The 19,212-nt window shown below is 70.8% G+C and carries 18 protein-coding genes and 1 pseudogene; 5 read left to right on the plus strand and 14 right to left on the minus strand.

The features are described from left to right. Positions 1–49 precede the first annotated feature (49 nt). The 3 genes from ACFWPQ_RS02640 to adh all read left to right on the plus strand — a co-directional run bounded on the left by ACFWPQ_RS02640 (position 50) and on the right by adh (position 3,630). A complete protein-coding gene (locus tag ACFWPQ_RS02640) occupies positions 50–652 on the plus strand; it encodes an N-acetylmuramoyl-L-alanine amidase (protein ID WP_384029191.1) in 603 nt (200 codons plus the stop codon). Between the two features lie 101 nt (positions 653–753). Continuing rightward, positions 754–2,010: a GAF domain-containing protein gene (locus ACFWPQ_RS02645; protein WP_384029193.1), complete on the plus strand. Its 1,257-nt coding sequence runs from the start codon at positions 754–756 to the stop codon at positions 2,008–2,010. Positions 2,011–2,106: 96 nt separating this feature from the next. Next, positions 2,107–3,630, plus strand: a complete 1,524-nt coding sequence (gene adh / locus ACFWPQ_RS02650; RefSeq protein WP_384029195.1) for an aldehyde dehydrogenase — start codon at positions 2,107–2,109, stop codon at positions 3,628–3,630. 156 nt (positions 3,631–3,786) lie between these two features. Here adh and ACFWPQ_RS02655 read toward each other — a convergent pair. The 4 genes and pseudogenes from ACFWPQ_RS02655 to ACFWPQ_RS02670 form a co-directional block, all read right to left on the minus strand. Further along, positions 3,787–3,948 (minus strand): annotated as a pseudogene (locus ACFWPQ_RS02655) (transposase); the annotation flags it as partial. A gap of 326 nt (positions 3,949–4,274) precedes the next feature. Next, positions 4,275–5,522 carry a cytochrome P450 gene (locus tag ACFWPQ_RS02660; protein WP_384029197.1) on the minus strand — a complete coding sequence of 416 codons (1,248 nt, stop codon included), beginning with the start codon at positions 5,520–5,522 and terminating at the stop codon, positions 4,275–4,277. 116 nt (positions 5,523–5,638) lie between these two features. Further along, positions 5,639–6,442 carry a hypothetical protein gene (locus tag ACFWPQ_RS02665; RefSeq protein ID WP_384029199.1) on the minus strand — a complete coding sequence of 268 codons (804 nt, stop codon included), beginning with the start codon at positions 6,440–6,442 and terminating at the stop codon, positions 5,639–5,641. A gap of 385 nt (positions 6,443–6,827) precedes the next feature. After that, the gene (locus ACFWPQ_RS02670; RefSeq protein WP_384029201.1) at positions 6,828–8,279 is read right to left on the minus strand and encodes an FAD-dependent oxidoreductase; all 1,452 of its coding nucleotides are present in this window, start codon (positions 8,277–8,279) and stop codon (positions 6,828–6,830) included. A gap of 1,128 nt (positions 8,280–9,407) precedes the next feature. On the opposite strand from ACFWPQ_RS02670, the gene ACFWPQ_RS02675 reads away from it, so the two are divergent. Both ACFWPQ_RS02675 and ACFWPQ_RS02680 read left to right on the plus strand, forming a co-directional pair. After that, the gene (locus ACFWPQ_RS02675; protein ID WP_384029203.1) at positions 9,408–10,211 is read left to right on the plus strand and encodes an SDR family NAD(P)-dependent oxidoreductase; all 804 of its coding nucleotides are present in this window, start codon (positions 9,408–9,410) and stop codon (positions 10,209–10,211) included. Positions 10,212–10,235: 24 nt separating this feature from the next. Next, positions 10,236–10,985, plus strand: a complete 750-nt coding sequence (locus ACFWPQ_RS02680) for an SDR family NAD(P)-dependent oxidoreductase (protein ID WP_384029205.1) — start codon at positions 10,236–10,238, stop codon at positions 10,983–10,985. On the opposite strand, the gene ACFWPQ_RS02685 is transcribed toward ACFWPQ_RS02680, so the two are convergent. From ACFWPQ_RS02685 to ACFWPQ_RS02730, 10 genes are all read right to left on the minus strand, one after another. After that, complete coding sequence (locus tag ACFWPQ_RS02685; protein ID WP_384029207.1) at positions 10,982–12,055, minus strand: MBL fold metallo-hydrolase; 1,074 nt, start codon at positions 12,053–12,055, stop codon at positions 10,982–10,984. The two genes, ACFWPQ_RS02680 and ACFWPQ_RS02685, sit on opposite strands and share 4 nt — an antisense overlap. Next, complete coding sequence (locus ACFWPQ_RS02690) at positions 12,052–13,623, minus strand: class I adenylate-forming enzyme family protein (protein WP_384029209.1); 1,572 nt, start codon at positions 13,621–13,623, stop codon at positions 12,052–12,054. Before ACFWPQ_RS02690 ends, ACFWPQ_RS02685 begins: the two co-directional genes overlap by 4 nt. A 64-nt stretch (positions 13,624–13,687) precedes the next feature. After that, positions 13,688–14,008, minus strand: coding sequence for an EthD family reductase (locus tag ACFWPQ_RS02695; protein ID WP_361291007.1), 321 nt, complete (start codon positions 14,006–14,008; stop codon positions 13,688–13,690). Between the two features lie 19 nt (positions 14,009–14,027). Continuing rightward, positions 14,028–14,411: a nuclear transport factor 2 family protein gene (locus ACFWPQ_RS02700; RefSeq protein WP_384029211.1), complete on the minus strand. Its 384-nt coding sequence runs from the start codon at positions 14,409–14,411 to the stop codon at positions 14,028–14,030. Next, positions 14,408–14,758, minus strand: a complete 351-nt coding sequence (locus ACFWPQ_RS02705; RefSeq protein ID WP_361291001.1) for a nuclear transport factor 2 family protein — start codon at positions 14,756–14,758, stop codon at positions 14,408–14,410. The genes ACFWPQ_RS02700 and ACFWPQ_RS02705 overlap by 4 nt, the downstream gene beginning before the upstream one ends. A 105-nt stretch (positions 14,759–14,863) precedes the next feature. Next, positions 14,864–15,490: a TetR/AcrR family transcriptional regulator gene (locus ACFWPQ_RS02710; protein WP_361290998.1), complete on the minus strand. Its 627-nt coding sequence runs from the start codon at positions 15,488–15,490 to the stop codon at positions 14,864–14,866. Positions 15,491–15,638: 148 nt separating this feature from the next. Next, positions 15,639–16,427: an enoyl-CoA hydratase-related protein gene (locus ACFWPQ_RS02715; RefSeq protein WP_384029213.1), complete on the minus strand. Its 789-nt coding sequence runs from the start codon at positions 16,425–16,427 to the stop codon at positions 15,639–15,641. After that, positions 16,424–17,194 (minus strand): SDR family NAD(P)-dependent oxidoreductase, encoded by a 771-nt coding sequence (locus ACFWPQ_RS02720; RefSeq protein WP_384029215.1) that lies wholly within the window; start codon positions 17,192–17,194, stop codon positions 16,424–16,426. Before ACFWPQ_RS02720 ends, ACFWPQ_RS02715 begins: the two co-directional genes overlap by 4 nt. Then, positions 17,191–17,997 carry an SDR family oxidoreductase gene (locus ACFWPQ_RS02725; RefSeq protein WP_384029217.1) on the minus strand — a complete coding sequence of 269 codons (807 nt, stop codon included), beginning with the start codon at positions 17,995–17,997 and terminating at the stop codon, positions 17,191–17,193. The genes ACFWPQ_RS02720 and ACFWPQ_RS02725 overlap by 4 nt, the downstream gene beginning before the upstream one ends. Beyond that, positions 17,994–19,208, minus strand: coding sequence for an acyl-CoA dehydrogenase family protein (locus tag ACFWPQ_RS02730; RefSeq protein ID WP_384029219.1), 1,215 nt, complete (start codon positions 19,206–19,208; stop codon positions 17,994–17,996). The genes ACFWPQ_RS02725 and ACFWPQ_RS02730 overlap by 4 nt, the downstream gene beginning before the upstream one ends. Positions 19,209–19,212: the final 4 nt, after the last annotated feature.

Here is a 19,212-nt window from a genome sequence, read left to right on the forward strand (position 1 = left end):
CCCCTCGACTCCCCGTGCTTCGAGCACGCTTGCGAAAGGCACCCCATCCATGGACCGGGCACGACCGCTCCTCGGCAGGCGACGGCTCCTGAAGGGCGCGGCGCTCGCCGTCGTCCCGTACGCGCTGCTCCCCGCGGGCCGGGCGGGCGCGCAGACCGGGGTCGTCGACTATCCGTCGGCGGAGTGGCAGGCGGCGAGCGGCGAGAACCGGACGCCGGCCAACCGCCCCGACGACTACGCCGTCGACCGGGTGATCATCCATGTCACTCAGCAGTCGTACGCGGGCACGCTGTCCATCTTCCAGAACCCGAAGAAGCGGGTGTCCGCGCACTACCTGGTGCGCTCGGCCGACGGGCATGTCGCGCAGTGCGTGCGGGAGTCGGACGTGGCCTGGCACGCGGGGAACTGGGACTACAACACGCGGAGCGTCGGCATCGAGCACGAGGGCTGGGTGGACAAGCCGGAGTACTTCACCGACGCCCTGTACCGGGAGTCGGCGCGGCTGACGGCGTCCATCTGTGACAGATTCGGCATCCCGAAAGACCGGGACCACGTCATCGGCCACGTCGAGGTACCGGGGACCGACCACACCGATCCGGGCAAGCACTGGGACTGGGTGCGCTACATGAAACTGGTCGTCCAGTCGGAGTGAGCCGGTGCGGCTGTCGTCTCGGTGAGGCCGGTCGAAACGGTTGTCGGCGCGGACACCGCGAGTGACGATGTCCGCAGCCGCATCGCCGTCGGGAGGCCGAGTTGACCGATCCCTGGGTGGCCCTGGAGCCGGGGGCCGACCCTGCCGAGCGCGTCCGGGTGCTGCGCCGGGCGCACGAGACGTTCACCACGGCGGGCACCGTGCCGCGTCCGGTGCGGTCCGTGGTTGCCGAGTCGTGGCGGCGTTCCGCGCGGGCCGGGGTGGGGCCGGACGGCGCGGCGCGCGTGGAACTGACGGACGGTGACCTCGGGGCGTACCGGGCGGAGCATCCGCTGGCCCGGGTGATGCCGCTGTTCCGGGAGCTGATGGGCACCTTCGCGGCGGACGGCGAGCATCTGCTGGCGGTGTGCGACGCGGACGGCAGGCTGCTGTGGGTCGAGGGGCATCCGGCGACCCGGCGGCGGGCGGACCGGATGAACTTCGTGCCGGGCGCCCGCTGGTCGGAGACCGCGGTCGGGACCAACGCGCCGGGCACGGCGGTGGCCGTGGACCGGCCGGTGCAGGTGTTCGCCGCGGAGCACTTCATCCGCCGGGTGCAGCCGTGGACCTGCGCGGCGGCGCCGGTGCACGATCCGCGCACCGGGCGGGTGCTGGGCGCCGTCGACATCACCGGCGGCGACCGGCTGGCGCATCCGCACAGCCTGGGCTTCGTCCAGGCGGTGGCGCGGGCCGCCGAGTCGCAGCTGGCGCTGCTCGATCCGCCGGTGCCCGCCGACGAGGCGCCGGCGCTGACGGCGCTCGGCCGGGACGAGGCCGAACTGCGGCTGGACGGCCGTCGGCTGCGGCTCGGACGCCGGCACAGCGAACTGCTGGTGCTGCTCTCCCGCCACCCGGAGGGGCTGACCGGCGACGAACTGCTCTGCGCGCTCTACGAGGACGAGTCGGTGACGCCGGTGACGCTGCGGGCGGAACTGGTCCGGCTGCGCCGGCTGCTGGGCCCGGGGCTGCTCGCGTCCCGGCCGTACCGGCTGACCGCGCCGGTCGAGTCGGACGCGACCGTGGTGGAGCGGCGGCTGGAGACGGGCGCGGTGGCGGCGGCCGCGGGGGCGTACACGGGGCCCTTGCTGCCGGGTTCGCAGGCACCCGCGGTCGTACGGCTCAGGCAGCGGCTGGCCAACGGGCTCCGGGCCGCGCTGATCGGGTGTCAGGATCCCGACCTGCTGGCGGACTGGGCGCACGCGCCGTGGGGCGAGGACGACGTGGAGGTGTGGCGGGCGCTGGCGGCGGTGCGGCCGACGGCGGTCGTGCGGTCCCGGCTGGCGGCCCTGGAGGCGGAGCTCGCGGCACCGGTCGGCTGACCTGCGGCGCAACGTGTTCGCAACGTCCGCTCCTCTAGCCTCCGCGCCGAGAGCTGCCCAACGGCGGGCAGCGCATCTGCAAGGAGGCAGGCCACCATGACCCGTTTCGCGGCGCCCGGCACCGAGGGCGCGATCGTCTCCTACCAGGCGCGCTACGACCACTTCATCGGCGGCGAGTGGGTGCCGCCGGCCCGCGGTCAGTACTTCGAGAACCCGTCGCCGGTGAACGGGCAGCCGTTCACCGAGATCGCGCGGGGCACCGCCGAGGACGTGGAGCGGGCGCTGGACGCGGCGCACGCGGCCGCGCCGGGCTGGGGCCGTACGTCGGTGACGGAACGCTCCGACATCCTCCTGAAGATCGCCGACCGGATGGAGGCCCACCTCGAACAGCTCGCGGTCGCCGAGAGCTGGGAGAACGGCAAGCCGGTGCGCGAGACACTGGCCGCCGACATCCCCCTCGCCATCGACCACTTCCGCTACTTCGCGGGGGCGATCCGCGCGCAGGAGGGTTCACTGGGCGAGGTCGACGACGACACGGTGGCGTACCACTTCCACGAGCCGCTCGGCGTCGTCGCGCAGATCATCCCGTGGAACTTCCCCATCCTGATGGCGACCTGGAAGCTGGCGCCCGCGCTGGCCGCCGGCAACGCGGTCGTCATCAAGCCGGCCGAGCAGACACCCGCCTCCATCCACTACTGGATGAGCCTGATCGCCGATCTGCTGCCGCCGGGCGTGGTGAACATCGTCAACGGGTTCGGCGTGGAGGCGGGCAAGCCGCTCGCGTCCAGCCCGCGGGTGGCGAAGGTCGCCTTCACCGGTGAGACCACCACGGGGCGGCTGATCATGCAGTACGCCTCGGAGAACATCAAGCCGGTCACGCTCGAACTGGGCGGCAAGTCCCCGAACATCTTCTTCGACGACGTCTGGGCGCACGACGACGACTTCCGCGACAAGGCCCTCGAAGGGTTCACGATGTTCGCGCTCAACCAGGGCGAGGTCTGCACCTGCCCGTCCCGGGCCCTCGTCCAGCGGGGCCACTACGCCGAGTTCATGGAGGCGGCGGTCGCCCGCACCCGCCTGATCAAGCCGGGTCACCCGCTCGACACCGACACGATGATCGGCGCCCAGGCCTCCAACGACCAGCTGGAGAAGATCCTCTCCTACCTGGACATCGGCCGGCAGGAGGGGGCGAGGGTCCTCACCGGCGGCGAACGCATCGACTACGACGGAGAGTTGAAGGGCGGCTACTACGTCCAGCCGACCATCTTCGAGGGCGACAACCGGATGCGGATCTTCCAGGAGGAGATCTTCGGCCCGGTCGTCTCGGTGACGTCCTTCGACGACTTCGACGACGCGATCAAGATGGCCAACGACACGCTGTACGGCCTCGGCGCGGGCGTCTGGACCCGCGACATCAACACCGCGTACCGCGCGGGCCGCTCGATCCAGGCGGGCCGGGTGTGGACCAACTGCTACCACGCGTATCCGGCGCACGCGGCGTTCGGCGGCTACAAGCAGTCGGGGATCGGCCGCGAGACCCACAAGATGATGCTGGAGCACTACCAGCAGACGAAGAACATTCTTTGTTCTTACAGCCCTCAGAAGCTTGGCTTCTTCTAGAGCCTGAAGTCGGTTGCCTGGAGGCTTCGTTACGCTCCAGGCGATCCGACACGGGAGACACCCTGCGCAATCAACTCAATGCCTTACGTCAGTGTTCGAACTGCCAGTGAACCCGTCCCGGACCAGCCGCGGACCAAACGGCGTCCCCACTACCAAACGCGCAGGCAGATCCCGCCACGGCACCCCGGTCCGGGTCCGGTGCAGGATCCCGTTGATGATCCTGCGATGACTGCCCCAACGTCCCTCACGGAGCCCGGACTTCGGCAGATGCGGCTTCAGCCGAACCCATTCACCTCTTGTGAGATCTCCCCGCCCCATGCGCATGCCAACGAACCAAGACGGAGACGGTCACAAGATCCGCCGGACAGCCCCTAGGGACATCACCGCGCGAGCCGCCGCTGCCCCGAAGCTGATCACCGACCGGACGCGCAGTGATCACGTCCGTCGCGAAACCCCCACCCGCGACAGTCCCGACACGGCACTGCCCGACGAGACCGACTCTCTCCTGGACTCCCTCGACGTGGCCCCTCTCCTGCGCGACCTGTCCCCGGAACACCGGGAAGCGTTCGTCCTCATCTACCTCCGGACGTACGGCGAACGAGGTGTCACACATCCTGGAACGGCTGACACCGGTAGCCCGGCCGTCACCAGCGGACCGGCAGCTCCTCCAAGCCGCCGACCAGAATCCCTGACCTACGCTTCAACTGCGCGGCCGGTAACGCGAGTTCGAGCGTCGGAAGCCTCTTGAGCAGGGTGGCCAGAACGGTCCTCAGTTCGGTGCGGGCGAATTCACGGCCCACGCAGATCTGGGGACCGTATCCGAAGGTGAGATGAGGGTTGGGGGCGCGCCGCAGATCCATCCGGTCCGGGTGCGGGAAGACGGTCCCGTCACGGTTGGCCGCAGCGATCTCGGCCATGACGGTGCAGCCGCGGGTGAGGGTGGTGCCGCCGAACTCCATGTCGGCGGAGAGGTAGCGCGGCAATGCGAAGCCGTGGTTGGCGTCGAAGCGCAGCGCTTCCTCCACCGCGGTGGGTACGAGCCCGGGGTCGGCCAGCAGTTCGCGCCAGCGGTCGGGATCGGCGAGCAGCATCGCGGTCATCTTGCCGATCATCTGGGAGGTGGTCTCGTGTCCGGCGACGAGCAGACCGATTCCCGCGCTCGCGAGCTCGGGTTCGTTGAAGCGTCCGTCGTCCGCGTCGACGATCGCGGCGAGTTCGCTGATGACGTCGTCGCCGGGGGCGGCGCGCCGGCTCTCTATGTGCGCGATCATGTAGTCGTAGAAATCGCCTCCGGCCTGGTCCATCTCGCCCTGTGTGTGGCGGGTGAGGCTGAGCAGGACCGTCGACCATTGCAGAATCCGGTCGTGGTCCTGGTGCGGGATGGCGAGGGCTTCGCAGATCACCCACAGGGGCAGCGGCCTCGCGAGGGCACTGATCAGATCGGCGGGACCCGGACGCGCGGTCATGGCGTCGATGAGCTCGTCGGCCTTCGCGGCGATACGGGGGCGCAGTTCGTCGAGCCGCCGCCCGGTCAGGGCCCGGGTGAGGACGGCACGCCAGCGGGTGTGCTCGAATCGCTCGTCGCGGCCGGCGTCCGCTAAACCGTCTCCGCCGGCATCGGGGTTGTAGAACAGTGCGCCGTCCTCGGTGTCGCCCAGCCGGGAGGTGTCCTCCGCGGCCAGGTTCCGGCGGAATCTGCGGTCGGCGAACAGCTTGCGGACGTCTTCGTAGCGGGTCAGCAGCGCGGTCTCGTCACCGCCGGGTGTGCGTACCCATGTCACGGGGCACTTCTCGCGCAGCCCGGCCCACTGGGCGGGTGGTTCGAGGGCGGTGGCGCTCACGAACGGGTAGTCCTGCGGGTCTTCGTCATCGTGGCCGGCGGCCGAGGTCATGTCGTAGTCCTGCCTTCGTAGGTGTGGCAACTTCCATCACTGGTGGAAGCGGCTGACGCGAATTCCTGGTCCAGAAGACCGGGCTCCTGGGCCCCAGTCCCTGTCCGTGCCAGGAGTCAGTTTTGGTTCCGTCCGGCCGCAGGGACTGTCTCGCCCCGGTCGCTCTTGGGGATGCCGGCCTTGATCGCGAACCACACTCCGTTGGCCCCCTGGCCGTTCGTGTCGCCGGGTGCTTTGTCTCCGTCGAAGGTGTAGGCGGGCCAGCAGTTGAACGATTCCTGGTCGGTTCCACCTGGTGTGCTGAACGTGAAGAGGACCTCCGGGCTGAGACCCGCGGCCTCGGCATCAGCAGCGGTGACCGGGGCGCTCGGCGTCCACTTCTGGAGACACTTGGCATCGCAGGCTGTGGTCATCGGCCACGGGGTGTCCTTGGTGAAGAGGTAGAGCGTGCGTCCGTTCCTGTCCTGGAGGACCCGGCCCAGCTTCGGGCTGTCGAGGACGCCCAGAGCCGGCCTGCCGGCACCCGTCTTGGCGCCGTCCACGGCTGCGGCGTACCACGCCTTCTGATACCCCTGCCCCTTGGTGTCGCCCGGTTCGTGGGCGCATTCCGCGACGCAGTTCGACTTGCCCGGAGTCGCCTCGTCCCTTTCGAAAACGTAGACGGTCTTGCCGCTCCCGTCGACCACTACGGACTTGAGTTCGTCGTCGACCCGCACGGTCACGGTCGTGGGAGTGGCTGGTTCGACGCCCCCTTGCGGAACGTTCAAGGAGGGATCACTGGTCGGGATCAGGCTGACCTGCTGTGTCTTACTCGGCTGGGTTCCCTCCGCAGAGCCGCACGCGGACAGGAGGAAGGAAAGTACAACTGCCCCCGCTGCGATCCGCATCCCTTGTTCAAGCCTTGTCACGACAGTCCTCATGCTCGGTACTGCCAGTTCTGACGTGACAGCATCGCCATACACACGTTGCGGGCATGCCGAAGCGTTCGACGTGGCAGGCATTCGACAGCGAAGACGCCCGGCTCGCAGGCCGGATCGGGGTCGACGCAAGGAGGCGGCGCGATTACCTCGCGCCCGGCTCGGGCTCGGCGCTTCAGCGAGGGCTGTGCCGAGGACTTCGCCTTGGTCCGCGCAGCGGCTGCCCGCCGGACTGGTCCGAAGAGCAGGCGGACAGCGGCGGCGTCAACGCGGCGGGTCCTACAGCCAGAGCGACTCCTCGGCTGTGCTTGTTCATGAGGAGTCACGCCACAGCGATCCGGCCCGCAGCGCCTGACAGTCTGTCAACGAGGTGGCGGAGGGGCGTGGCCTACCGATTGGTGGTCGGGGTCGATTCGCCGTCGTGCTCCGTGAGTCCGTACTCGCGGTGGAGCACTTCGTTCGGTATGTCATTGGCTGCCGCCGCCCGGCGCACCAACTCCGGTGCGAGCAGTGTGGCCGGGTGGGCGGTCATGAAGCCGACGGCCCGGAAGGCGGTGGCTGTCCGAACGTCTCGGTTGGCCGCGGCCATCACTTGTTGCATGGCCCACGCGTAGCGACGTTCCTGCACAGTGGTCGGGTTCCTGGCGACTCCCAGCCGGACGGAGTCGGCGGCCGTGGAGGTCTGCCACGCGGCCTGGACCATGACCCTCTGCAGGTCGAAGAAGTACCGCGCCGGAGCGTCGAGGTCCGGCGCGGAGCGCAGGTACTCCGACAGGCACGACGCGTGGAGCGCGGCGGAGGACATGCCCTGCCCGTAGACGGGGTTGAACGACGCCACGGCATCGCCGATGACTGCGAGGCGGGCGGGAAAGCGGTCGAGTTCCTCGAAGTGGCGCCACCTGCTGTCGGGGTGGCGGTAGGAGACCACCTCACCGATCAGCTCGCCGGCAGCCGCCTCTTGGTAGATCGGTTGCAGCTCGCGGCAGCGGGCGAGGAAGTCCTCGGTGCCCACGTGCTCGCTCTCGCTCCCGAAGTAGGCGAGCATGACTGCCCACCGGTGGCCCTCGATGGCGTTGACCGCTGCCACAGCCAGTCCTTTCGACGGGAAGTGCGGGCTGTAGCGGCTGATGCCGCTGGAGGGGCCGGACCAGTCGGGGGAGCGGGTGAAGCGGGCGGTGAAGTAGCGGATGTCGACTTTCAGCCGCTCCAGGTCAGGACGGGGCCAGCCTCCCTCGTCCAGCCAGGTGGAGAGCCTGCTGCCGCGGCCGGTGGCGTCGACGACGAAGTCCGTGGTGGCGACGGTCTCCTTGCCGTCCGTCGTGTAGCGCACCGCGTCGACGGCCCCGCGCGCGTAGTTCAGACCCGTCACGCGGCCGATGGCCACGTCGACGTTCGGCAGGCTGAGGGTGTGACTCTGGATCAGCGCTTCGAGGAAGGGGCGGCTGCTGGTGACGAGCTCGGTGTTGGGTGTGGTGATCTGCTCCACGCCGTCGAGGTAGGCCGCGGCGTCCTGCGGACTGGACAGAACCGCGCCCCCGTCGAGGGCCCGCTGGATGATCCCGGGGTACCAGCGTTCGAGCTGCGCACGGCCGCCCGGCAAGAGCGTGTGGACCTGGTAGCCCTGCGGCACACCTGGGCGGGGCTCCCCCTTGGCTCCCGCCTCCGCCCTGTCGGGCTCGACAATCACGACGTGCTCGGCGTGGTCAGCGAGCACCCGCGCGGCGAGGAGCCCGCCGATCCCCCCGCCCAGGACGTGCACGGTACGGAAGAGGACTTGAGGGTCCTTCGGTGTGGTGAGAGCGCTGAGTCGCTCGAAGATCGAGACAGGAGAATCCGGCATGTGAGCCTCCAAGGCGAAGTGTGTAGATGCTTCAACTCGCTTGAAACACGAGGCGGTTGCTCACGGAGTTCATCCGGGCCTCAGCACCAGGTGACCGTCCGTCGTGGCATGGCCGTCGCGAGCGATTTGTTCTTCGGCGGCCTGTCACTGCCCGAGACTCCGTACGGCGGCACGGGTGAGGACGGGATACCGGTCGGTGAATTCGAATCCCCGGAAGGCGAGGACGCCCCTTTCCGTCCCGGCGAATCCGTTCTGGCCTGCCAGGGGCGGCCGCGGACGAAGCCGACAGTGGTGTGGCGGCCGGTGCCGACGCGGACTTCGACCAGGAGCAGCGGCTGGACGGGATGGACGGGCCGTGTTCGTGGTCGGTCGCATGGTTGCCGGTGAAGGCGCCACCGCAGACGACGGGAGTCCCTGCGTCGAGCCGCGACACCCACGCGAGGCCTCGGTCTCCTGCGCGTGGACGGGCGGTTCCGCCTCGTTGGCGTACTCGGCTCCGGTGTCCGGTGGCTCAGCCCATCCCCACCGGACGCGGGCGGCGGAATCCGTACGCGGAGGGGATCACCGACGGCTCGTCGCACGATCACCTTCCGGCTCTCCGGACGCCGAACGTACCCAAACCGCGGTGAAAGCACTCTCACCCACCAAGATCCGGACCAGGAGCGGACCAACTTCGCCTCACGTCAGGCAATCTCACTCATTCCTGCAGCTCAGGATCAGTTGGACTCGTGTACCACCAGCGGACCAAGAACATCCTCACCTCGTACAGCCCGAAGAAGCTCGGGTTCTTCCAGAGCCGCCTCAGGTCGGGTTGCCTGGAGGCATCGCCGCTCTTCGGGCAACCCGACACCGCAGGTACTCACCGCAGTCGCTTCGGTCCTTCGGGTTACTGTCCTGCCCGGCGACCACGCCCGGCAGGCGGCGTGCGAGGCGCTGACGGCCGGGACCGGTTCGGCCCGGTGAGTCAGGTTCACGTAGGCGGCCGCGGCGGAGCGCCCCACAGGGACGGCCCGCACCAATGAGGAGTCGCCGGTGCGCACTCCTTGTCGCCCTCATTGCAGGAACCTAGACTCTGGCCATGGACTGAAGTTAGTTCAGTTCAGGCATTCCGGCGGAAGGGAGTGGGTCATGGACGGTTCCCTCAAGGGCAAGGTCGCTCTCGTCACCGGGGCGGGCCGGGGCATCGGGCGGGCCATCGCGGTGGAGTTGGCCCGGCAGGGCGCCTCGGCCGTGGTCGTCGCCGATCTCGACGAGGCGGGCGTCGGCGAGAGCGCCGACATGGTGCGTGCCGAGGGGGCGAAGGCCGAGGCGGTCGGGTGTGATCTGCGGGTGCGCGACGACATCGAGGCCATGGTGACAGGGTGTGCTGACCGCTTCGGCGGCCTCGATGTGCTGGTCAACAACGCCGGAGTGATCGACACCGCGTTCACGACCGGCCAGGACCACGGTGTCGGTTCGCTCCCCGAGGAGGTCTGGGACGCCGTCTACGAGGTCAACCTCAAGGCCGTCTGGCTGACGACCAAGTTCGCGGCACCGTACCTCCGCAGCTCCGCCCGCGGCCCGGCCATCGTCAACACCGCCTCCGTCTCCGGCCTGGTCGGCTTCCCCAACTGCCCCGCCTACGGCGTCACCAAGGCCGGTGTCATCCATCTGACCAAGGTCACCGCGGTCGACCTGGCCCCGGTGCGCTGCAACTGTCTCTGTCCCGGCGTCATCGACACACAGCTGACGCGGGAGTACTCCGCCGCGGCCGGGGACCGCGAGGCGATGGCACGGGAACTGGTGGCCCCGCAGCTGGTGGAACGGCTGGGCCGGCCGGAGGAGGTGGCGCGGCTCGCCTGCTTCCTGGCTTCGGACAGCGCGGCGTTCATCACGGGCGCCGCCCATGTGATCGACGGCGGCGCGCTGGCCTGGCGCGGCGTCAAGGGCTGAGGGACCGAAGGAGGGACGGGTGTGATGGAGGCGAGGCTGGGCGGCCGGGTGGTCCTGGTGACCGGCGCGACCGGAGGCATCGGCGACGCCGTCGTACGACGGCTCGCGGCCGAGGGCGCCACGGTGGTGGTGACGGACGTCGACGGGGAGGGCTGCGAGAAGCTCGCCGACGAGGTCGGCGGCGGGGCCGTCGGGCTGGCGCTGGACGTGAGCGACGAGTCGGCCTGGGAGGCTGTCGTGGACCGGGTGACCGGTCGGTTCGGCTCGTTGTCCGTGCTGGTGAACAACGCCGGTATCGCCGCGATGCGCACCGTCGAGACGGAGACCCGGGAGTCCTGGGACCAGGTGATCGGGGTGACCCAGACCGGGGTCTGGCTCGGTATGAAGCACGGCGGCGCGGCCATCGAGCGTTCGGGGGGCGGCTCCGTCGTCAACGTCGCGTCGATCTTCGGTACGGTCGGCGGTTTCGGCTCCCAGTTCTCCTACCACGCGGCCAAGGGCGCCGTGCGTCTCATGACGAAGAACGCCGCGTTGCACTGGGCGCGGCGCGGTGTCCGGGTCAACTCCCTGCATCCCGGTTTCATCGAGACGCCCCGGTCCCGTGAACTGTGGCGGGGCACACCACGGCTGGCGGCGATGCTCGACGGCACACCGCTCGGCCGGCTCGGGACGCCCGAGGAGGTCGCGGCGGCCGTGGCGTTCCTGGCCTCCGACGACGCCAGCTTCATGACCGGCTCGGAGCTGTATGTCGACGGAGGCTGGACGGCACGCTAGGCGAGAGCGGTCGGCGTCCGAGGGGGCGCGGTGTAGTGGTCGACGCCGTCGGCCGACCGGGTGCGCCGGACGTGACCGCGGGCCACCAGTACGTCGAGGTGGGCCGCGGTCTCGTTGACCGCGAGCATCTGGTTGAAGGCGTTCAGGTCGGTGAAGGGCACCTTGCGCCGCGTCCACCCCAACTCCCCCGCCACGTCGTGGGCGTTGAGAGTACGGTCGCCGAGGACCGCCTGGGTCTGGGCGAGCCGGTCGTCGTGATGGGCCAGCAGCTCCCCGACCCTGCCGTGCACGCTGTCGCCCACCGGGCCGTGCGCGGGCAGCAGCCGGGCGTCCGCGAGCGTCGTCAGCATCCGCAGCGAGTCGAGGTAGTCCCCCAACGGCAGTTCGGCAGGGCCGAGTTCGAAGCCGATCGACGGAGTGATGTGCGGCAGGACGTGGTCCCCGGAGAACAGCAGGCCCCGGGCCCGGTCCAGGTAGACGACGTGTCCCCGGGTGTGGCCCGGGGTCGGGACGACCTGCAACCGCGCGTCGCCGAACCGGAGTTCCTCCGCCTCCAGCCAGCGGTCCGGGGCCTCCCACACACCCGGGTCGAAGTCGCCGTGGTCCATCGCGGCCACGCGCTCGGCGAGTTCGCCCGCGCCGGACCGCGTCAGTGTCTCCAGCGAACCGGCCGGCCGCGTCGTGCGCAGTGCTCCGAGCAGTTCCAGGCCCCGGCGTTCGCCGGCGCCCAGGTAGACCCGGGAGCCGAGCAGTCTGCGCAGCGTCACGGCCTGGGTGTAGTGGTCGCGGTGGATGTGGGTGACCAGGATGTGGCTGATCTCGCCGAGGTCGTGGCCGAGGGCGGCGAGCGCCTCCTCCAGTGCCTTGCGGGACTCGGGGATCGACCAGCCCCCGTCGATCAGGACCAGCCCGTCCACGAGGCCTTCCAACGCGTACACGTTGACCGCCCGCAGTCCGTCGTCCGGCAGCGGGAGCGGGATGCGGTGGACGCCGGGCCGTACGGTCTCGGCTCCCGCCTCCGCCCACCGGCCGCGGTCGAAGCGGGAGGTGCGGGTCGTGGGGGTGGTCATGCGTCTCCTTGCCGATGCGGTTGCCGGTGCGGTTGCGGGGCCGGCTCCGGGGAGAGCCGGGTGTGCAGTTCGTGGGCGAGTCTGCGGGCTCCGGAGCGGTCGAGCTTGCCCACCGTGGTCTGGGGCAACTCGGCCACGGTGAAGGCGAATTCGGGCCACTTGGCCTTGGACAGACCGGTACGGTCGAGGTGTGCGGTGATGTCGTCGAGGCCGATGCCTTCGTGGCCGTCCTCCGTGACCACGAGCACGGCCGCCCGTTCGCCGAGCAGCGGGTCCGGTACGGGCACCACACAGGCGCGGGCGATGCCCGGGTGGGCGGCGACGGCGCGTTCGATCTCCGTGATGTCGAGGTTGCGGCCGCCCCGGATGATGACGTCCTTCTCCCGGCCCATGACGGTGACCGTCCCGTCGTCGCCGGTCACCAGCAGGTCCCCGGTGGGGAAGAAGCCGTCCGGGGTGAGAGCGGGCGGCTCGACCTTGCCGTCCCTGGCGTACCCCAGGAACAGAGAGGGGCCGCGGACCTCGGCCCGGCCGGTCCGGCCGGGGCCCAGGACGGTGCCGTCGGCGCCGACCGCGCGCAACTCGGTGCCGGGGAAAGGGCGTCCGTCCCGGCCCAGCCGGATCTCCTCGGGGTCGTCGGGTCGCGGGGAGGTGTGCCCGAGGCATTCGGACATGCCGAAGACACGCAGGATCCGGGTCCCGAGCGAGCGTTCGGCACGGGCGAGGGCGCCGCGGTCCATGGGACCGCCGCCGACCGTGATCGAGCGGACGCCTGCCAGAGCCCGTGATCCCGCGGCCGCCGAGCCCATCTGGAGTGCCATGGTGGGCACGCACATGGTCCATCGGACGTCGTTCGCGGACATCCGCGTCAGCGCCTCCTCGCGGTCCCACCGGCCGCTGAGGACGAGCGGGCCGCCCAGCATCAGTGCCATGCACACGCCGAAGCAGTACGCCGCGGTCGAGGAGAGCGGCACGATCGCGGCCACCGCGTCGCCGTCGCGCAGTCCGTTGACCTCCGCGGTGCGGGCGCATGCGTAGCGCAGGGCGCTCTCGGACTGGACCACCCCCTTGGGCCGCCCGGTGGAGCCGGAGGTGAGGCCGACGAGCGTGCCGCCGGACCAGCGGGAGACATCGCGCGGGCCGTGGCCGGCGAGCACCTCCCAGCCGTCGAGGGCGTCGGCCGTCCACGCACCCGACACACCTTCCCCGGCATCCGCGACGCCCTCCCGCGCCCGCCATGCCTCGGCCGCGGACGGTTCGGCGATGACGACGTCGGGGCGGATGTCCTCCAGGGCCGCCGCGAACTCGGCCTCGGTCGTGTGCCGGTTGACCAGCGCCAGGACCCCGCCGGTCAGCCCCACGGCGAGAGTCGCGGCGACGGTGCGCCAGGAGTTGTCGGCCTGGAGCAGGACGGTCCCGCCGGGCGTTCCGTCCGGTGCCATGGCGTCGGCCAGTTCGGCCGCGCGCGCCAGCAGGTCACGCGCGCCGTGCCGGCCGAAGTCGTCGACGACGGCTGTGAAGTCGGCGCTCTCCGCGCGTTCCTGGAACTCCCGCACTGTCTGTCGCATCCGCTGCTTCCTCGCCTCTTCGCGTGAAAGGTGGTGGGTGACCGTCCGTCCCGGACGGGCGTGATCAGCCCGGGTACAGCTCCGTCTCGCCGCCCATGACGGCGATCCGCCGGCCCCGCATGTCCCCGACCTGGGCGACCGCGGCCGCCCACTCGGGACTGGCGAGCGCCTTGCGCAGGTCCTCGGCGGTGTCGAAGCCCAGGACGGAGACCCCGTCCCAGCCCTCGGAGCGCGGTTCGAGGGCCGTGTCGATGTCGGTGTGCCGCCAGGAGCGCAGCCCGGGCAGGACGCGGGTGAGTTCGGCGTGTTCGCCGCGCCACCAGCCGATGAACCGCTCGTGGGTCCACTCGGGCGGCCGGGCGGCCAGCAGGATCAGGTTGTACACGGCGCCCTCCTCGGGCTTCTCAGGTGAACGGCACCTCGGGCGAGCGTCCGATCATCAGGCGGCGCAGCCGGCCGGTGTCGTCGAGGCGGGCGCCTGCCACGAAGGTGGCCTCCGGCACCCCGGAGCGCCGTACCTCGCCGAGGAACAGTTCGTCCCGGCCGACGGTGCCCGCGGTGAGCAGGTGGTGCGTGCGGACGCCCACCTCGCGCTGGGCGAGGTAGCCCTCCAGCTCGGCCCGGCCGCCATGGAAGTCGGTCGCGCCGCCGCCTCCGGTCGAGAAGAGGATGGAGAAGGAGAAGTCGTCGCTGATCAGGTCCAGGATGCGGTCGGCGTCCTCGCTGTCGAGGAGGGCGAACCACCGGGTCAGGAACGCCGCGGTGGACTGCGTGGCCGGGGCGGTCACGGCCGGTCCACCAGGTCGAAGTCGGTGGTGAAGAAGGACTGGTAGCGGGCCATCAGCCCGGCGGGCGAGATCTGGGCGGCGGAGAGGAACGCCCCCGTGGTGACACCCTTCTCGACGACGAAGCCGTACGCCGTCTCGACATCGCCGTCGACCGCGAACCTCTTGATCTCATGGGTACGGTCCACGGCCCGGCGCCCCGCTATGTACGCGGCGAACTCCGCACGCGAGGTCCCGCTCCGCTCGCCGCCGGGCAGGGCGATGAGGAACCGGAATCCGGGCTCCACCAACTCCAGTGCCTTCTCCGGATCCTGGCCGTCCATACGGGCCATGTACTCGCGCAGCACCATTGCCGATCGTTCTCCCTCGCACCCCTTGGAACAACCTGAGTTCAGTTCAGTTTGACTGTAGGACGGCCGCCCTGACCCCGACAAGAGGCGGGACGGATCCGGAGACTACTCGGCGACCATGCGCACCACGCATCCCTCGATCATCTCGCTGATCTCGGCCAGGGGGATCGCTCCGGTCGGGCGGTACCAGCGCCAGACGCTGACGATCATGCCGAGCACGGACAGGCCGAGGGTGTGGGCGTCACGCAGCGGGAAGGCGCCCTTGGACATGCCCCGCATCAGCAGGTTCGTCCAGTCCCGCTCGACCATCTGCACCAGCTGGCGGGCCGCGACCCGCTCGGTCTCCTCCCGCTTGGACTTGCGGGGGTTGGCCAGCAGGGACATGTTGGCCTGGAGGATGCGCATCTGGCGGATCTCCTGCTCGCTGACCGCGAAGGCGGCGCGTACCGCCGCGCGCACCTCCTCGACCGGCTCCGTCACGTCCTTCGTGGCCTCGACGAACTGGTCGTGGGAGCGCTGCAGCTCCAGGCGCATGATGGTGAGCAGGCAGTGGGCCTTCGACTCAAAGTAGTGGTAGAGCGCGGTCTGCCCGATGCCGACCCGGTCGGCCACCTCGGACCACTTGGTGCTCTCGTAGCCGTCCTCCCCGAACCGCTCCACCGCGGCCACCAGGATGGCCGCCCGCTTCGACCTGGGCCCCTCCTCCGGATCCACGATCCGCGCCCTTGCCATCGCCGCTCCCTCTGCTCCACGGCCGGTTCCGATCACCGTCCGGTCGTCCGAGAGTAGACCCAAGTTCAGGTTGGCTTCGAATCGACGGGACGCAGCCCGCCGGTGCCCCGCCCCACCGTGCTTCCGCCCGTCACCGTGCTTCCGCCCGTCACCCTGCTTCCGCACGCACGAAGTCCGGCCGTCGCCGGCCGAGGAACGCGGCCAGGCCCTCCCGCCCCTCCCCGGACACCGCGGCGGCGGCCAGCCGGCGGGCCTCCGCGTCGAGCTGTTCGTCCAGCCCGGCCGAGAACGCGCCGGCGACCAGCCGCCGCGTCACGCCGTACGCCTCGGTGGCCCCGCGCGCCAGTGTCCTCGCGGCGCCCGCGGCCTCCTCCCGGAGCCGCTCGGGTGCGACGACCCTGCTCACGAGCCCGATCTCCAGCGCTTCCCCGGCGGACACCCGCCGGTTGGTCAGCAACAGGTCCAGCGCCCGCCTGGGGCCGACGAGGCGGGGCAGCAGCCAGCTCACCCCGGCGTCCGGCGAGTACCCGACCGCGGTGTACGCGGCCATGAAACCGGCGTCGTCGGCGGCGAACGCCAGGTCGGCGGCCATGGCGAGCCCGAGTCCGGCCCCGGCGACGGCTCCCTGCACCGCCGCGACCAGCGGCGCGTCCAGCCCTGCGAAGATGCGCAGCGCCCCGTGCAGGGCGTCGGTGACATCGGTGAGATGCCCCGCCAGCAGTTCCCCCGGCAGCGCGCCGAACTCCTTCAGGTCGCCGCCCACGCAGAAGGAGCTCCCCCGCCCGGTGAGCAACACCGCCCGCACCCGGGCCGCCTCGCACTCCCGCGCCGCCTCCAGCAGCCCCCTGGCCATCGCGAGGTCGATCGCGTTGCCCGAACCCCGGCACATCTCGACAAGGGCCACCCCGTCGTCGTCGATCCCGACCGTGACCCTCATCGCGCCGTCCACCCGCCGTCCACGGTGAGCACCTGCCCGGTGCAGTACGAGGACGCGTCCGAGGCCAGATAGAGCAGCGCGCCGTCGAGTTCGCCCGGTGCGCCGCCGCGCCCGAGCATCGTGCCGCGCTCCACCCAGCGCCGGGAGCGCTCGTCGGCGAACAGCGCGTCGGTCATCTCGGAGCGGAACCAGCCGGGGGCGAGGGCGTTCACCCGTACCCCCGCCCCTCCCCACTGCCCGGCCAGCTCGCGTGTCAGCCCGAGGAGCCCGGCCTTGGAAGCGGCGTAGGCGGCCCCGCCGAGCGGGGCACCGGAGACGAGCCCGAGGACGGACGAGACGTTGACGACCGAACTCGTACGGTCGTGATCGCGCCGTGCCTCGGCGAGCAGCCGGGCCAGGTGGAACGGCGCCACGAGGTTGACGGCCAGGACGTCCGCGAAGTCGCCGGGGCTCTCGTCCTCGGCCCGTACGGCACCGGACGCCCCCGCGTTGTTGACCAGCACGTCGAGCCTGCCGGTGTGCTCGAAGGCGGTCCCGGCCAGCCGGACGCGGTCCGCCTCCTTCGCCACGTCGCAGACGACGGGGTGGATGCGGGGGTCGGCGTCGGCCAGTTCCTTCAGCCGGTCCGGTCGTCTGGCGGCCGCGAAGACGGTGGCCCCGGCTGCCGCGAGCACCGTGGCGAACCGCGCGCCCAGTCCTGACGAGGCCCCGGTGACCACGGCCGTCCGGCCTTCGAGCGAGAACAGGTGCGCGCCCGCGCCGGTCACCCTTCCACCCCGATCGGCAGCGCGGTCGCCCCGCCGTCCAGGACGAGCGTCTGGCCGGTCATCCAGGAGGAGGCCCCGGATGCGAGGAACACGGCCGCGTTCGCCACGTCCTCGACCGTTCCCAGTCGGCGCAGAGGGAGCTTCGCGGTCAGGATCGGCTCCCGCGGTTCCCATACGGCCCGCGCCAGTTCGGTCTTGATCAGACCGGGCGCGATGGCGTTGACGCGGGCGTGCGGCCCCAGTTCATAGGCGAGTTGCCGGGTCAGGTGGAGCATCGCCGCCTTGGTGGCGTTGTACCAGCCGATGTGCGGATCGACGACCAGGCCTCCGACGGAGGCGATGTTGACGACGGCTCCCCCGTGCTCCCGCATCCATGCCCGCCAGGCGCACCGGGTCCAGACGACCGGGCCGTACTGGTTGACCTCCACGGTCTTGTGGGCGCGCGACGGGTCGAGGTCGAGGAGGGGGCCCATGTACGGGTTGGTGGCCGCGTTGTTGACGAGCACGTCGAGTCGGCCGAACCGGTCCATGGTCTCCTCGGCACACCGTTCGGCGTCCTCCGGCCGGCCCGCGTGGGCGACCGTCCGGTGCACCTCGCCGTCGCCCTTGACCCGCAGCAACTCCTCGCGGGCGGCGGCCAGTCCGTCCGGTTTGCGGGCGGCGATCACCACATGGGCGCCCGCCTCCCGGTACGCCTTCGCGATGCCGAGACCGATCCCCCGGGAGCCGCCGGTGATGACGGCCACCCGTCCGTCCAGCGGCAGCACATTGAGTGGTTGTGCGTTCAATGCCTGTGCGTTCATGCCGACTCCTCGGGATACCTGGCCAGTTCGCGTCGTGCGACGGTGCGCAGATGCACCTCGTCCGGCCCGTCCGCGATCCGCAGCGCCCGGGTGATGGCGTACAGGCGCGCCAGTACGGTGTCGTCGCTGACCCCGGCCGCCCCGTGCGCCTGGACCGCGCGGTCGACCACCCGGTGGGCCACCTCCAGTGCGGCCACCTTGATCGCGGCGACTTCGGTGCGGGCGGCCGCGTTGCCGGAGGTGTCCATCAGCCAGGCCGACTTCAGGACGAGCAGGCGCAGTTGCTCGATCTCGATGCGGCTGCGGGCGATCCACTCGCGCACGACGCCCTGTTCGGCGAGCGGCCCGCCGAAGGCGCTCCGGGTCAGGGTCCGGCGGCACATCAGCTCCAGGGCGCGTTCGGCGAATCCGACCGCGCGCATGGCGTAGTGCATACGGCCGGGCCCCAGCCGCCCCTGCGCCAGGGCGAATCCCTCGCCCTCGCCGCCGAGCAGCGCGGACGCGGGCACGCGTACGTCCTCGAAGAGCACGTCGCCGTGGCCGCAGCGGTCGGTGTAGCCGAACATCGGCAGGTCGCGCAGGACTTTGATGCCGGGGGTGTCGCGCGGGATCAGCAGCATGCTCTGCTGCCGGTAGGTGGGAGCGTCGGGGTCGGAGACCCCCATCAGGATGATCAGCCGGCAGTCCGGGTCGAGGATCCCCGAGGTGTACCACTTGTGCCCGTCGACGACGTACTCGTCGCCGTCCCGGGTGATGCGGGTGCGGATGTTGCGTGCGTCGGAGCTGGCCACCTCGGGTTCGGTCATGGCGAAGCAGGAGCGGATCTCGGCGGCCAGCAGCGGTCGCAACCAGCGGTCCTGCTGTTCCGGTGTGCCGAAGAGGGCGAGGAGTTCCATGTTGCCGGTGTCCGGTGCGGAGCAGTTGAAGACCTCGGGGCCGATGACGGAGCGGCCCGCCAGCTCGGCGAGCGGCGCGTACTCCAGGTTGGTGAGGCCGGCGCCCCAGTCGCCGTGGGCGAGGAAGAGGTTCCACAGCCCCTCGGCGCGCGCCTTCTCCTTCAGCTCCCGCATGACCGGGGGGAGTCGGTGCGGGTCGTCCGCCTCGGCGAGCTGGCGGTCGTGGACGGGCTCGGCGGGCAGGACGTACTCCGCCATGAACGCGGCCATGCGCGAACGGAGTTCCTCGGCCCTCGGCGAGAGTCCGAAATCCATGGTG

The organism is Streptomyces sp. NPDC058464, from assembly GCF_042721035.1.
In the GTDB taxonomy this organism is placed as follows: Bacteria; Actinomycetota; Actinomycetes; order Streptomycetales; family Streptomycetaceae; genus Streptomyces.

Bases quoted from the DNA above. Each gene is read 5' to 3' on its own strand.
- ACFWPQ_RS02665 (WP_384029199.1), bottom strand. From the start codon at position 6,442: ATGAGGACTGTCGTGACAAGGCTTGAACAAGGGATGCGGATCGCAGCG.
- ACFWPQ_RS02690 (WP_384029209.1), bottom strand. From the start codon at position 13,623: ATGCGACAGACAGTGCGGGAGTTCCAGGAACGCGCGGAGAGCGCCGAC.
- ACFWPQ_RS02685 (WP_384029207.1), bottom strand. From the start codon at position 12,055: ATGACCACCCCCACGACCCGCACCTCCCGCTTCGACCGCGGCCGGTGG.
- ACFWPQ_RS02710 (WP_361290998.1), bottom strand. From the start codon at position 15,490: ATGGCAAGGGCGCGGATCGTGGATCCGGAGGAGGGGCCCAGGTCGAAG.
- ACFWPQ_RS02705 (WP_361291001.1), bottom strand. From the start codon at position 14,758: ATGGTGCTGCGCGAGTACATGGCCCGTATGGACGGCCAGGATCCGGAG.
- ACFWPQ_RS02725 (WP_384029217.1), bottom strand. From the start codon at position 17,997: ATGAACGCACAGGCATTGAACGCACAACCACTCAATGTGCTGCCGCTG.
- ACFWPQ_RS02660 (WP_384029197.1), bottom strand. From the start codon at position 5,522: ATGACCTCGGCCGCCGGCCACGATGACGAAGACCCGCAGGACTACCCG.
- ACFWPQ_RS02715 (WP_384029213.1), bottom strand. From the start codon at position 16,427: ATGAGGGTCACGGTCGGGATCGACGACGACGGGGTGGCCCTTGTCGAG.
- ACFWPQ_RS02730 (WP_384029219.1), bottom strand. From the start codon at position 19,208: ATGGATTTCGGACTCTCGCCGAGGGCCGAGGAACTCCGTTCGCGCATG.
- adh (WP_384029195.1), top strand. From the start codon at position 2,107: ATGACCCGTTTCGCGGCGCCCGGCACCGAGGGCGCGATCGTCTCCTAC.
- ACFWPQ_RS02670 (WP_384029201.1), bottom strand. From the start codon at position 8,279: ATGCCGGATTCTCCTGTCTCGATCTTCGAGCGACTCAGCGCTCTCACC.
- ACFWPQ_RS02680 (WP_384029205.1), top strand. From the start codon at position 10,236: ATGGAGGCGAGGCTGGGCGGCCGGGTGGTCCTGGTGACCGGCGCGACC.
- ACFWPQ_RS02675 (WP_384029203.1), top strand. From the start codon at position 9,408: ATGGACGGTTCCCTCAAGGGCAAGGTCGCTCTCGTCACCGGGGCGGGC.
- ACFWPQ_RS02640 (WP_384029191.1), top strand. From the start codon at position 50: ATGGACCGGGCACGACCGCTCCTCGGCAGGCGACGGCTCCTGAAGGGC.